This window comes from Burkholderia pyrrocinia (genome assembly GCF_003330765.1).
Lineage (GTDB): Bacteria > Pseudomonadota > Gammaproteobacteria > Burkholderiales > Burkholderiaceae > Burkholderia > Burkholderia pyrrocinia_B.
The window spans coordinates 733,917-747,625 of the sequence record NZ_CP024902.1 but is presented as its reverse complement, the minus strand read 5'-3'; the positions used below and the strand labels follow the sequence as shown (position 1 = coordinate 747,625).

Annotated in this window: 10 protein-coding genes; 6 read left to right on the top strand and 4 right to left on the bottom strand. The window is 67.5% G+C overall.

The window, feature by feature from the left end; genetic code table 11:
- Nucleotides 1–132: 132 nt before the first annotated feature.
- Nucleotides 133–1,092 carry a hydrogen peroxide-inducible genes activator gene (locus CUJ89_RS03580; RefSeq protein WP_114176154.1) on the bottom strand — a complete coding sequence of 320 codons (960 nt, stop codon included), beginning with the start codon at nucleotides 1,090–1,092 and terminating at the stop codon, nucleotides 133–135.
- A gap of 126 nt (nucleotides 1,093–1,218) precedes the next feature.
- Nucleotides 1,219–3,549, bottom strand: coding sequence for an ATP-dependent DNA helicase RecG (gene recG, locus CUJ89_RS03575; RefSeq protein ID WP_114176153.1), 2,331 nt, complete (start codon nucleotides 3,547–3,549; stop codon nucleotides 1,219–1,221).
- A 167-nt stretch (nucleotides 3,550–3,716) separates the two neighbouring features.
- On the opposite strand from recG, the gene queA reads away from it, so the two are divergent.
- The 6 genes from queA to CUJ89_RS03545 all read left to right on the top strand — a co-directional run bounded on the left by queA (nucleotide 3,717) and on the right by CUJ89_RS03545 (nucleotide 11,600).
- Nucleotides 3,717–4,784 (top strand): tRNA preQ1(34) S-adenosylmethionine ribosyltransferase-isomerase QueA, encoded by a 1,068-nt coding sequence (gene queA, locus CUJ89_RS03570; protein ID WP_114176152.1) that lies wholly within the window; start codon nucleotides 3,717–3,719, stop codon nucleotides 4,782–4,784.
- A gap of 204 nt (nucleotides 4,785–4,988) precedes the next feature.
- A complete protein-coding gene (tgt, locus tag CUJ89_RS03565; protein WP_114176151.1) occupies nucleotides 4,989–6,176 on the top strand; it encodes a tRNA guanosine(34) transglycosylase Tgt in 1,188 nt (395 codons plus the stop codon).
- A 233-nt stretch (nucleotides 6,177–6,409) separates the two neighbouring features.
- Complete coding sequence (gene yajC, locus CUJ89_RS03560) at nucleotides 6,410–6,733, top strand: preprotein translocase subunit YajC (RefSeq protein WP_048250795.1); 324 nt, start codon at nucleotides 6,410–6,412, stop codon at nucleotides 6,731–6,733.
- 106 nt (nucleotides 6,734–6,839) lie between these two features.
- Complete coding sequence (gene secD, locus CUJ89_RS03555; protein ID WP_114176150.1) at nucleotides 6,840–8,864, top strand: protein translocase subunit SecD; 2,025 nt, start codon at nucleotides 6,840–6,842, stop codon at nucleotides 8,862–8,864.
- Nucleotides 8,865–8,882: 18 nt separating this feature from the next.
- Nucleotides 8,883–9,833, top strand: a complete 951-nt coding sequence (gene secF, locus CUJ89_RS03550) for a protein translocase subunit SecF (RefSeq protein ID WP_114176149.1) — start codon at nucleotides 8,883–8,885, stop codon at nucleotides 9,831–9,833.
- A 201-nt stretch (nucleotides 9,834–10,034) separates the two neighbouring features.
- Complete coding sequence (locus CUJ89_RS03545; protein ID WP_201752266.1) at nucleotides 10,035–11,600, top strand: S41 family peptidase; 1,566 nt, start codon at nucleotides 10,035–10,037, stop codon at nucleotides 11,598–11,600.
- Nucleotides 11,601–11,615: 15 nt separating this feature from the next.
- Here the strand turns inward: CUJ89_RS03545 and CUJ89_RS03540 are convergent, their stop codons facing one another.
- Both CUJ89_RS03540 and CUJ89_RS03535 read right to left on the bottom strand, forming a co-directional pair.
- Nucleotides 11,616–12,893, bottom strand: a complete 1,278-nt coding sequence (locus CUJ89_RS03540; RefSeq protein WP_114176148.1) for an MFS transporter — start codon at nucleotides 12,891–12,893, stop codon at nucleotides 11,616–11,618.
- A gap of 186 nt (nucleotides 12,894–13,079) precedes the next feature.
- Nucleotides 13,080–13,661, bottom strand: a complete 582-nt coding sequence (locus CUJ89_RS03535; protein ID WP_114176147.1) for a YceI family protein — start codon at nucleotides 13,659–13,661, stop codon at nucleotides 13,080–13,082.
- Between the last annotated feature and the right edge of the window lie 48 nt (nucleotides 13,662–13,709).

Below are 13,709 nucleotides of genomic sequence, written 5' to 3'. Positions count from 1 at the left end.
GATCCACGTAGAGGATTCTATTTAAATCTATCGATTATTTTAATTTAATTAATTTTATCTATTCGATAGGGAAAAATAAACGGGGTCGCAAACCCCGTCCATCGGCTGTCGCGCACGCCTGCCGCAGCTCGTTCAGTTCATCGTGGCCGGCATGTCGAGCTTCGCGACGCCCGGCAGAACGCAGGCGGTGATCGCATCGCTGATCGCGTCGATCGCGGGCATCCGCGTGAAGCTCTTGCGCCACACGAGCACCACGCGGCGGTCGGGCACCGGTTCGTTGAACGGTACGTACGACAGCAGCTCGGCATCGGGGCCGCTCGCGCGCGGGCCGATCTCGGCGACCGACATCCGCGGCAGCACGGTGATGCCGACGCCGCTCGCGACCATGTGGCGGATCGTCTCGAGCGACGAACCCTCGAAGGTCTTCTGGATGCCGTCGGCCGTCTGCGAGAAGCGCATCAGCTCCGGGCACACGCCGAGCACGTGATCGCGGAAGCAGTGGCCGTTGCCGAGCAGCAGCATGGTTTCCTGCTTCAGGTCCTCGGCGGCGATCTCGTCGCGCTTCTCCCACGGATGGCCGGCCGGCAGCGCGACGACGAAAGGCTCGTCGTACAGCGGGCGCACCATCAGGCCGGTTTCCGGGAACGGCAGCGCCATGATCGCGGCGTCGATCTCGCCCTGCTTCAGCAGTTCGAGCAGCTTCAGCGTGTAGTTCTCCTGCAGCATCAACGGCATCTGCGGAACACGCTGGATCATCTGCTTGACGAGCGTCGGCAGCAGGTACGGCCCGATCGTATAGATCACGCCGAGGCGGAACGGGCCGACCAGCGGGTCCTTGCCCTGCTTCGCGATCTCCTTGATCGCGAAGGTCTGCTCGAGCACGCGCTGCGCCTGCGTGACGATCTGATCGCCGATCGGCGTCACGCTCACTTCGCTCGCGCCGCGCTCGAAAATCTGCACGTTCAGCTCGTCTTCAAGCTTCTTGATCGCCACCGACAGCGTCGGCTGGCTTACGAAGCATGCTTCGGCCGCGCGGCCGAAATGCCGCTCGCGCGCGACCGCGACGATGTATTTCAATTCAGTCAGCGTCATTGTGGGTCAATCAGGGATATACATGCGATAGGTTTAATTTATACACCCTCCGGCACCGGTTCGCCAAGTTTCTCTGCATCGCGACGCATCGATTGGCGGCTTCAGATCCGGCCCCAAACCGGTGGATCAGGCCTTCAGGTACTGCTCGCGCGCGCCGAGCCAGCGCGCAAGATGCTGCGTGACGACGTCGGGGTACGCAGCGATCAGCCGCGTCGCGGCCTCGCGGGCCGGGTCGATCAGCCAGCCGTCGGTCTCGAGGTTGGCAAAGCGCAGCATCGCCGCGCCCGACTGGCGCGCGCCGAGGAATTCGCCGGGGCCGCGGATTTCGAGGTCGCGCCGCGCGATCTCGAAGCCGTCGGTCGTCTCGCGCATCGTCTTCAGCCGCTCGCGCCCGGTAATCGACAGCGGCCCCGTGTACAGCAGCACGCACACCGACGCCGCGGTGCCGCGCCCGACGCGACCGCGCAACTGGTGCAGCTGCGCGAGGCCGAAGCGCTCCGCATGCTCGATCACCATCAGCGACGCATTCGGCACGTCGACGCCGACTTCGATCACGGTCGTCGCGACGAGCAGCTGCACGTCGTTGCGCGTGAACGCTTCCATCACGGCCGCCTTGTCGGCCGGCGACAGCCGGCCGTGCACGAGCCCGACCTTCAACTCGGGGAGTGTGGCGGCCAGCGTCTCGTAGGTCTCGACGGCCGTCTGCAGCTGCAGCGTCTCGCTCTCCTCGATCAGCGGGCACACCCAGTACACCTGGCGCCCCGTCAGCGCGGCCTCGCGCACGCGGGCGATCACCTCCTCGCGCCGCGCGTCGCCGACGAGGCGCGTCAGCACGGGCGTGCGGCCCGGCGGCAGCTCGTCGATCGTCGAGACCTCGAGATCCGCGTAGTACGTCATCGCGAGCGTGCGCGGAATCGGCGTGGCCGACATCATCAGCTGGTGCGGCTGGAAATCGCGCGCGCCGTTGGCCGCGTTCGCGGCCTTCGCGCGCAGCGCGAGACGCTGCTCGACGCCGAAGCGGTGCTGCTCGTCGACGATCACGAGGCCGAGCCGCGCGAATTCGACCGTGTCCTGGATGATCGCGTGCGTGCCGATCACGAGCTGCGCGGTGCCGAGCGCGGCCGCCTCGATCGCCGCGCGCTTCTCCTTCGCCTTCAGGCTGCCCGCCAGCCACGCAACCGTGACGCCGAGCGGCTCGAGCCAGGCGCGCAGCTTGCGCGCGTGCTGCTCGGCGAGGATTTCGGTGGGCGCCATCAGCGCGGCCTGGTAGCCGGCGTCGATCGCCTGCGTGGCGGCCAGCGCCGCGACGACCGTCTTGCCGCTGCCGACGTCGCCCTGCAGCAGGCGCTGCATCGGGTGCGCGAGCGTGAGGTCGTGCGCGATCTCGTCGACGACGCGCGACTGCGCGCCCGTCAGCGCGAACGGCAACGCGGCGTAGAACCGGGTCGTCAGCGCGTCGGCATCGTTCGCGGTGCGGCGCGGCATCGCGGGCGCCGCTCGCGTGCGGCGCTCCTCGTGCGCGCGCTTGAGCGACAGTTGCTGCGCGAGCAGCTCCTCGAACTTGATGCGCGTCCACGCGGGATGCGAGCCGTCCATCAGCGCGGCTTCGTCGGAATCGACGCGCGGGTGGTGCAGGATGCGCACGGCCTGCTCGAGCGACGGCACGCCGAGCGGCTGCAGGTACGCGCGATCGATCTCGGGCGGCAGCAGCTCGGGCAGCGGCGTACGCTCGACCGCGTTCTCGATCGCCTTGCGCAGATAGGCCTGCGACACGCCGGCCGTGCTTGGATAGACGGGCGTGAGCACCTGCGGCAGCGGGGCATCCGCTTCGACGACGCGCACCGCCGGATGCACCATCTCCATCCCGAAGAAACCGCCGCGCACGTCGCCGCGCACGCGCAGCCGCTGGCCGACGGCCATCTGCTTGACCTGCGAGCCGTAGAAATTCAGGAAGCGCAGCACGAGGTGCTCGCCGTCGTCGTCCTGGATCTTCACGACGAGCTGGCGGCGCGGCCGGAACGCGACCTCGTTGTCGAACACGACGCCTTCGGTCTGCGCGATGCCGCCCGGCAGCAGTTCGCCGATCGGCGTGAGCGTGGTTTCGTCCTCATAGCGCATCGGCAGATGCAGCACGAGATCGATCGAGCGCGTGAGGCCAAGCTTCGCGAGTTTGTCGGCGGTCTTCACGGGTTTGTCGGCGGCCGCCTTCTTCTTGCGCTTCGCGCCAGCCGCGCCCGCTTCGTCGCTCGCGGCGCTGCCTTCGGCATCGGGCGCGGCGGCGGCCGGCTGCGCGAGCCGCCCGTCGGCGCCGCGCTTCGGCCCGGCGCGGCGCGGCGCGGCGCGCTCCCCTGCATCGCGCTCCCCCGCGCTACGCGCGGGTAGCGCGGCATCCTCCGCGTCGAACGGATCGGCGGAATCGGCAACGGCGGCGGTGGAACGGCGTGGGGACACAGGCATCGGATCGTCTGGGTGCTTCGCAAGGCAAGTACAATAGCGGCTTTCACGTCGTCCGAACGAACGACGCCGGCCAGGCCGCGCATCCCGTCATCATAGCGGCTCGCGCGCCCCATTTACGCGTTTCCGCCCTGCCGGCGACGCCCGCCGGCCGCTTCGAACCAGCTCGCATGTTCACGCTTTCCGATTTCGATTTCAATCTGCCGCCCGAGCTGATTGCGCAAACCGCGCTGCCCGACCGCACCGCGAGCCGCCTGCTCGAGGTCGACCGTACCGTCGAGCCCGCGCGCTTCGTCGACCGCCGTTTCGCCGAGCTGCCGTCGTGCATCGCGTCCGGCGACCTGCTCGTCTTCAACGATACCAAGGTGCTGAAGGCGCGTTTCTTCGGCCAGAAGGCCAGTGGCGGCAGGATCGAGGTGCTGATCGAGCGTGTGACAGGCACGCACTCGGCGCTCGCGCAGATCCGCGCGAGCAAATCGCCGGGCGCCGGCACGACGCTGCGTCTCGCCGACGCGTTCGACGTGACGGTCGGCGAGCGCGTCGAGCCGTTCTTCACGCTGCACTTCCCCGAGCCGTGCCTGACGCTGATCGAGCAATACGGCCGCCTGCCGTTGCCGCCGTACATCGAGCACGACGCCGACGCGACCGACGAGACGCGCTACCAGACCGTCTACGCAAGCAATCCGGGCGCGGTCGCCGCGCCGACAGCCGGGCTGCACTTCGACCAGCCGCTGCTCGCGAAGCTCGACGCGATGGGCGTCGAGCGCGCGACGCTGACGCTGCACGTCGGCGCCGGCACGTTCCAGCCGGTGCGCGTCGACAACATCGCCGAACACAAGATGCACAGCGAGTGGTACGACCTGCCGCAGTCGCTCGTCGACAAGATCGCCGCGACCCGCGCGCGCGGCGGCAACGTGATCGCGGTCGGCACGACGTCGATGCGCGCGCTCGAAGCCGCGGCGCGCTCGGCCGACGAAGCGGGCCGCCCGCTCGCGGCAACCCAGGCCGAGACCGACATCTTCATCACGCCCGGCTACCGTTTTCGCGTGGTCGACCGGCTCGTCACGAACTTCCACCTGCCGAAGTCGACGCTGCTGATGCTGGTGTCCGCGTTCGCGGGTGTCGAGACGATCCGTGCCGCATACCGGCACGCGATCGACGAACGCTACCGCTTCTTCAGCTACGGCGACGCGATGCTGCTCACGCGGCGCGACACGCCGGAGACGGCCGGCGCGTAATACACGCAGCGCACGGCACTGCGCCCACGCGCGAGTCGCCGTTTGCCCGTGCCGCGCGCTACGATGGCGCGCACCCGCTTTTTCCCCGCTGCCGGCCTCCCGGCGGTGTTTCCAACATGCGCCGGACTTGCGATCCAGAGTTGGCGCTTTAGCGACTACTCTGGTCCCATGCAAAGCATTTCCGGTAGCGAGGAGCACGATACGATGACCGAAGGTTCATCCCACGATACGCACGCCCCCGTTCAGGACCGCCCGGCCAACGGGCTCGAATTCGAACTGCTGACGACCGACGGCCATGCACGCCGCGGCCGCGTGAAGCTCAACCACGGGGTGGTCGAGACGCCGATCTTCATGCCGGTCGGCACGTACGGCACCGTGAAGGCGATCCAGCCGCGCGAGCTGCACGAGATCAAGGCCCAGATCATCCTCGGCAACACGTTCCACCTGTGGCTGCGCCCGGGCCTCGACACGATCGACGCGCACGGCGGCCTGCACGGCTTCATGGGCTGGAACAAGCCGATCCTGACCGACTCGGGCGGCTTCCAGGTGTTCTCGCTCGGCGACCTGCGCAAGATCACCGAGGACGGCGTCACGTTCGCGTCGCCGATCAACGGCGACAAGCTGTTCCTGTCGCCGGAAGTGTCGATGCAGATCCAGAAGGTGCTGAACTCCGACATCGTGATGCAGTTCGACGAGTGCACGCCTTACGCGACCAACGGCGTGCCGACGACGCACAAGGAAGCGGCCGACTCGATGCGCATGTCGCTGCGCTGGGCGAAGCGCTCGCTCGACGAGTTCAACGGCCTCGGCAACCCGAATGCGCTGTTCGGGATCGTCCAGGGCGGGATGTTCGAGGACCTGCGCGACGAGTCGCTCGCAGGCCTGTCGGAACTCGGCTTCCACGGCCTCGCGATCGGCGGGCTGTCGGTCGGCGAACCGAAGGAAGACATGATGCGCGTGCTGCGGCACGTGGGCCCGAAGCTGCCGGCCAACAAGCCGCACTACCTGATGGGCGTCGGCACGCCGGAGGATCTGGTCGAGGGCGTCGCCAACGGCGTCGACATGTTCGACTGCGTGATGCCGACCCGCAACGCGCGCAACGGCTGGCTGTTCACGCGCTTCGGCGACGTGAAGATCCGCAACGCGACGCACAAGCACTCGCTGAAGCCGCTCGACGCGAGCTGCGCGTGCTACACGTGCCAGAACTTCTCGCGCGGTTACCTGCATCACCTGCACCGCGTCGGCGAAATCCTCGGCGCGCAGCTCAACACGATCCACAACCTGCACTACTACCTGCAACTGATGAGCGAGATCCGCGACGCGATCGAAACCCACACGTTCGACGCGTTCCGCCAGCGCTTCGCGGAGGATCGCGCGAGAGGCGTCGACTGACGGGCCGGCGAGCCGCGCGGCGGCAAGTCACATAGGACGTGTACTAAATAACGCGCTCCAATCGCCAGTCGCGACCGCGAAATATTACAATTGCCTTTCCATACAAGTCGCAACGGTGTCGGTTCGCGCTTTAACAGCTTGATCCGAAAGCGCATTTGCCGAACCGTTTGCGCATGGGGCCGGTGGTAGAATAACCGGCTTATTTTTCGATCTTCCCCTACGGAGAGACCAACGTGCCGTTTATTTCCAATGCCTTCGCGCAAGGTGCCGGTGGCGCCGAATCGAGCCTGATGAGCTTCCTGCCGCTCATCCTGATGTTCGCCGTGCTCTACTTCATCATGATCCGTCCGCAAATGAAGCGGCAGAAGGAGCACCGCAACATGCTGTCGGCCATGGCCAAGGGCGACGAAGTCGTCACGAGCGGCGGCCTCGTCGGCAAGGTGACGAAGGTCACCGAAGGCTACATCGGCGTCGAAATCGCCGAAGGCACCGAAATCACCGTGCAGAAGGCTGCGGTCACGACCATTCTGCCGAAGGGCACGATCAAGTCGCTGTAAGCCCTTCACCGAGCGTCCGGCTCCCCGCGCCGTGCCTGCCTGAGAGAGCGGGCCGCCACGGCGCCGGACGCGACGCTTTCACGCCAACCACCCGTTCGGCCCCCTCATGAATCGTTACCCACTCTGGAAATATGTCGTGATGGTCGTGGCGCTCGCCATCGGCCTTCTGTACACATTGCCCAACTTCTTCGGCGAAGCGCCGGCGGTGCAGGTGTCGAGCGGCAAGGCCACGGTCAAGCTCGACTCGACCACGCTGACCCAGGTCGAATCGGCGCTCGCGTCCGCGCAGATCACGCCGGACGACGTCACCTTCGAGAACACGGCAGCCAACGCGAACATCCGCGTGCGCCTGAAGGACACCGATACGCAGCTGCGCGTCAAGGACCTGCTGCAAAAGTCGCTGAACGCCGACCCGAACGATCCGCAGTACGTCGTCGCACTGAACCTGCAGAGCGCGTCGCCGCGCTGGCTGACCGCACTGCACGCGCTGCCGATGTATCTCGGCCTCGACCTGCGCGGCGGTGTCCACTTCCTGCTCCAGGTCGACATGACGGGCGCGCTCACGAAGAAGCTCGACTCCGACGCGTCCGACGCGCGCACGCTGCTGCGCGACAAGAACATCCGCGACGGCGGCGTAAGCCGCGTCGATCAATCCGTCGTCGTCAACTTCAGCGACGCGCAGACGGCGGAAGACGCCCGCAAGGTGCTCGCCGCTTCGGTCACCGAACTGCAATGGGCGACCCAGCCCGGCGGCGGCGGCACGCAAGTCGTCGGCACGTTCTCGCCGGCCGTGCAGAAGTCCGTCGAGGACGCCGCGCTCAAGCAGAACCTGACGACGCTCCACAACCGCGTGAACGAACTCGGCGTGTCGGAGCCGATCCTGCAGCAGCAGGGCAGCGACCGCATCGTCGTCGAGCTGCCGGGCGTGCAGGACACCGCGAAGGCGAAGGACATCATCGGCCGCACCGCGACGCTCGAGGCGCGCCTCGCCGACCCGATCAACACGCACCCGAACCCGAACGACCCCGTGCCGCCGGGCGAGGAACTGTTCACGCAGGGCAACCAGGCGCCCGTGCTGCTGAAGAAGGACGTGATCTTCACCGGCGACCGCATCATCGATGCATCGGCCGGTTTCGACGAACACCAGCGCCCATCGGTCAACATCCGCCTCGATTCGGCGGGCGGCCGCTCGGTGCGCACCGTGTCGCGCGACAACATCGGCAAGCCGATGGCGATGGTGCTGTTCGAGAAGGGCAAGGGCGAAGTGCTGACGGTCGCGACGATCCAGTCCGAACTCGGCGACCGCTTCCAGATCACGGGCCAGCCGACGCCGCAGGCCGCGGCCGACCTCGCGCTGCTGCTGCGCGCTGGTTCGCTCGCCGCGCCGATGGAGATCATCGAGGAACGCACGATCGGCCCGAGCCTCGGCGCCGACAACATCAAGATGGGCGTGCACTCGGTGATCTGGGGCTTCTGCGCGATCGCCGTGTTCATGATCGCGTACTACATGCTGTTCGGCGTGGTCTCGGTGATCGGCCTGTCGGTGAACCTGCTGCTGCTCGTCGCCGTGCTGTCGCTGATGCAGGCCACGCTGACGCTGCCCGGTATCGCCGCCATCGCGCTTGCGCTCGGCATGGCGATCGACTCGAACGTGCTGATCAACGAGCGCGTGCGTGAAGAACTGCGCGCCGGCCAGCCGCCGCAGCTCGCGATCCAGGCCGGCTACGCGCATGCGTGGGCGACGATTCTCGACTCGAACGTCACGACGCTGATCGCCGGCCTCGCACTGCTCGCGTTCGGCTCGGGCCCGGTGCGCGCGTTCGCGATCGTGCACTGTATCGGCATCTTGACGTCGATGTTCTCCGCGGTGTTCTTCTCGCGCGGGCTCGTCAACCTCTGGTACGGCGGCCGCAAGAAGCTGAAGTCGCTCGCGATCGGCCAGGTGTGGAAGCCGGAAGGCGCCGCTGCCGCCGCGTCGTTCGCCGCGGCCGACGAATCGACCGACACCGCGCGCGCCGCGAAGCTCGCCGCACCCGCGAAGAGCAATGCACCGCGCGCCGCCGGCAAGCCGCAGTTGCGCAACCGCGCGCAGCAAGGCGTGTCGCCGAAGAAACCGGGCTCGACCCAATAAGGCCCCGGAGACGAGACCATGGAATTTTTCCGCATCCGTAAAGACATTCCGTTCATGCGGCACGCGCTGGTGTTCAACGTGATCTCGTTGGTCACGTTCCTCGCCGCCGTGTTCTTCCTGTTCCACCGCGGGCTGCACCTGTCCGTCGAATTCACCGGCGGTACGGTGATCGAGGTGCAGTACCAGCAGGCCGCGGAGCTCGAACCGGTACGCGCGACGCTCGGCAAGCTCGGCTACACCGACGCACAGGTGCAGAACTTCGGCACCTCGCGCAACGTGCTGATCCGCCTGCAGCTGAAGGAAGGCCTCACGTCCGCGCAGCAGAGCGACCAGGTGATGGGCGCGCTGAAGGCGCAGAGCCCGGACGTCACGCTGCAACGCGTCGAGTTCGTCGGCCCGCAGGTCGGCCGGGAGCTCGCGACCGACGGCCTGCTCGCGCTCGCGTGCGTCGTGATCGGCATCGTGATCTACCTGTCGTTCCGCTTCGAATGGAAGTACGCGGTCGCCGGCATCATCGCCAACCTGCACGACGTCGTGATCATTCTCGGCTTCTTCGCGTTCTTCCAGTGGGAGTTCTCGCTGGCGGTGCTCGCGGCGATCCTCGCGGTGCTCGGCTACTCGGTCAACGAGTCGGTCGTCATCTTCGACCGGATCCGCGAAACGTTCCGCCGCGAACGCAAGATGAACGTGCAGGAAGTGATCAACCACGCGATCACGACCACGATGTCGCGCACGATCATCACGCACACGTCGACGGAAATGATGGTGCTGTCGATGTTCTTCTTCGGCGGCCCGACGCTGCACTACTTCGCGCTCGCGCTGACGGTCGGCATCATGTTCGGCATCTACTCGTCGGTGTTCGTCGCGGGCTCGCTCGCGATGTGGCTCGGCATCAAGCGCGAAGACCTGATCAAGGACAAGAAGACCGCGCACGATCCGGACGATCCGAACGCGGGCGCGCAGGTTTAAGCGCAACGCTGCTTCGGCATCGACGAAAAGCCGGCCCGGTTGGGCCGGTTTTTTTATGCGGACAGCGGCCCGCTCCTTCCGCTCCGCGACGGGCCGTCGTGCGCCGTCACGGGTGTCGGCTACAATCGTTCCCACCTCGTCGCCTGCCGGTCGCGCGCCAGCGGGCAGCACCCTCGCCACCGGTCCTAACCTGCGGTCCCGATGATGCCTCCCACGCGTGTCATTCGTCGTCTTGCCATCTGCGCAGCCGTCGCGGCTGCATTACTGCCGTGTGAGCAATCCGCCAGCGCCCAGCCAGCGTCCGCGCCGCCTGCCTCGTCGCCCACCTCCCCGCCCGTCGCTGCGCCTGCCTCCTCGCCCACCACCGCCGTATCGCCATCGCCCTGTCCGCCCGACTGGGAGCCGCAGATCTGCGAACTCAAGGCCGCGGTCGAATTGCTGAAGCGGCAGCACCTGACCGACATCGACATCGGCGCGCTGCTCGACGCCTCGGTCCACGCGGGGATCAAGACGTTGCCGTATGCGCGCTTCTTCGACGCGAAGGAGGAGCAGGAGCGGCGCGACGACGAACGGCGCGCGCGCGACGGCACGCCCGGCATCGGGATCGTGTTCGAGACACGGCCCGACGGGCTGCACATCGTCGACGTGATTCCCGATGCCCCCGCCGAGAAGGCCGGCGTGCGGCCTGACGATCTCGTCGTCGCGATGAACGACAGGAGCGTCGTCGGCATCGACGCCAGCGATCTCGCGACCCTCGCCAAAGGCGACGCGGGCGTGCCGCTGAAGCTCACCGTACAGCGCGGCCCGTCGCACGAGACACTGCGCTTCGCGCCGGTGCGGGCGATCATCAAGCCGCATCCGGCGACCGCGAAGCGACTCGACGGCGACATCCTGTACACGCGGTTGTCGAGCTTCCCCGAGCCGGCGGTCGGCGACTATATCGACGCGGTGCAGGCCGCGCGCCGCACCGGGCCACCCGTGAAGGGTGTGATCCTGGACCTGCGGATCAACGGCGGCGGCGCACTCAATGCGGCGATCGGCATCACCGCGCTGTTCGCCGGACGCGACCGCACCGCGATGGTCACGGTCGAGCGCGACGACACGAAGCGCCGCCGCTTCACGACCAACTGGCCCGACTACGAATTGCCGGTGATGCACGGGCAGGACCCGCTCGCGCCACTGCAGGCCGACGACTGGTGGCGTACCGTGCCGCTCGTCGTGCTGGTCGACGGGCAAAGCGCATCTGCCGCCGAGGCGACCGCGGCCGCGCTGAAGGATCTCGGCCGCGCCAAACTGCTCGGCATGCCGACCTACGGGAAGGGGCTCGCGCAGACGGGCGTCGACCTGATCGACGGCACGCGCCTGAATTTCACGTTCGCTCGCAACCTGCGGCCGAACGGCTGCCCGATGGACGGCTACGGCATCGTGCCGGACTGGCTCGTGCCGCCGCGCCGCGATTCGGACGTCGACGGCGTGCTGCTGTGGTATCGGGAAGTCGATCTCGCCCGCGCGCCGTATGCGGACCGGCAGGCGCCCGACCCGTTCGCGCGCGTGCGCAAGGATCGGCAGAAGCTGCGCGAGCAGCGTGCGTTCGCGAAGGTCGATACGGCGAAAAGCGCAGCGCTGCCGCAGCGCGCGTTCGACACAGCCGGCGACTGGCAACTCCGGCAGGCGCTCAACGCGCTCGCGGGGCGCTCCGTGCGGACCGTCGACGCGCCATCGCGACTGATGCCGGCGCAGCCCGTCTGCCAGCGCGACGCGGGCTGACGCGGCGGCCCGCGTTCACCGAAACCCGAACCGCTTGCGCAGCACCACCAGCGCCGCGAGGCTCAGCACGGCCGCGAACATCAGGTAGAAGCTCGGCGCGGTCTTCATTCCGGTCGCGCGGATCAGCCACGCGATGATGAACGGCCCGAAGCCGCCGAAGATCGTCACCGCGACGTTATAGGCGAGCGACATCCCCGTCGTGCGCGTCTGCACCGGAAACACCTCGGACAGCAGGCCCGGCAGCGCCGCGAAGTAGCCGGTCATCAGGAATGCGAGCAACACCTGCAGCGCGATCAGCGTGCCGAAGCCCGGATGCGCGACGAGATATGCGAACGCCGGATAGATCAGCACGAGGATGCCGATGGCCGGCGCGACCATCACGCGCACCCGGCCGTAACGGTCCGACCAGTGGCCGACGAGCGGCGCGAACGCCATCTGGATCACGCCGACGACCAGGATCGCCGCGAACGCGGCGGACGGCGCGAGGCCGAGTTGCTTCACGCCGTAGGTCGGCATGAACAGCACGAGATAAGTCGCGACGGTGCCGAGCACGACCACGCCCATCGCGGCGACCAGGCGCGCCTTGTGCGACGCGAACGTGTCGCGCAGCGGGTTCGCGGTGCCTTCGGCCGCGAGGAATTCGGGCGTCTCGTCGACCTTCGTGCGGATGTAGTACGCGACGGGCCCGAGCAGCAGGCCGAAGAAGAACGGCACGCGCCAGCCCCACGCGGCCATCTGCGCGGCCGTGAGCTGCGCGTTCAGCACGGTGCCGAAGCCGGCGGCGAGCAGCGTCGTGAGCCCCTGGCTCGCGACCTGCCAGCTCGCGAAGAAGCCGCGCCGGCCCGGTACGTGTTCGGCGAGGAACGCGGTCGCGCTGCCGAACTCGCCTCCGGCCGAGAAGCCCTGCATCAGCCGCGCGGCGACGAGGATCACCGGCGCGGCGACGCCGATCGTCTCGTAGGTCGGCAGCACCGCGATGATCAGCGTGCCGACCATCATCAGCAGGATCGACAGCGTGAGCGCGGCCTTGCGGCCCGCGCGGTCTGCATAGGCGCCGAGCACGATCGCGCCGAGCGGCCGCATGAAGAACGACACGCCGAACGTGCCGAGCGTGAGCAGCAGCGACACGGTGTCGTTGCCGGCCGGAAAGAACAGCTTCGCGATCGTCACCGCGAAGAAGCCATAGACGACAAGATCGAACCACTCGAGCGCGTTGCCGATCGACGCGGCGACCACCGCGCGCCACACGCGCGGCGACGAGGCAATGGAACGGGACTGCGTGACGGCATGCATCGGCGATCTCCTTGTCGTTGTATGTTCTGTTCGAGGCGGCCGCTCTCGCGCCGTCGGCCCGCCCGGCGCCGCGAGCGGCGCTCGGGCGATTATAGGCGCGCAAAAAAACCGCCGCGCGCCCCGGTAACGGAGCGCGCGGCGGTTCGTGCGTGGCGGGCCGGCCGTCGGCGGGCCCGGCTGCGCGCGTTACTGCTGCTTGACGGCTTCGGCGGAGATCAGCAGCTTGGTCTTCATCTTGAAGCCGTACTGCTTGCCGTAATCGAGGCCGAAATCGTCGCGGCTGAATTCGCCGACCGCGTCGACGCCGCACACTTCACGCTTGAGCATCGGGTGCGGCATGCACTTGAGCGAATCGATCTTCAGCGTCAGCGGCTTCGTGACGCCATGCAGCGTCAGGTTGCCGACCACCGACACCGGCTTGTCGCCGTCGAACTTGATCGTGCCCTTGTAGTTCGCCTGCGGAAACTTGGCCGCGTCGAAGAATTCGTTCGTCTGCAGGTGCTCGTCGAGCTTCGTGCTGCCCGTGTGGATCGACGCGATGTCGGTCGTCACGTCGACCGTGCCCGTCTTCGCCGCGCGGTCGAGCGTCACGGTGCCGCTCGACTTGTCGAACTTGCCGCGCCAGACCGACAGGCCGCCGAAGTGGTCGGCCTCGAAGCTCGGGTACGTGTGGGCCGGGTCGAACTGGTACGTCGCGCTGTCGGCGAATGCCGAGAACGACAGCGACGCTGCCAGTGCGCCCGCGGCGATCATCAGATGCTTTTTCAACTCTTTCTCCTTGGAACGGCGCCGCGCCCTTGCGCGGCATTCGGGTGA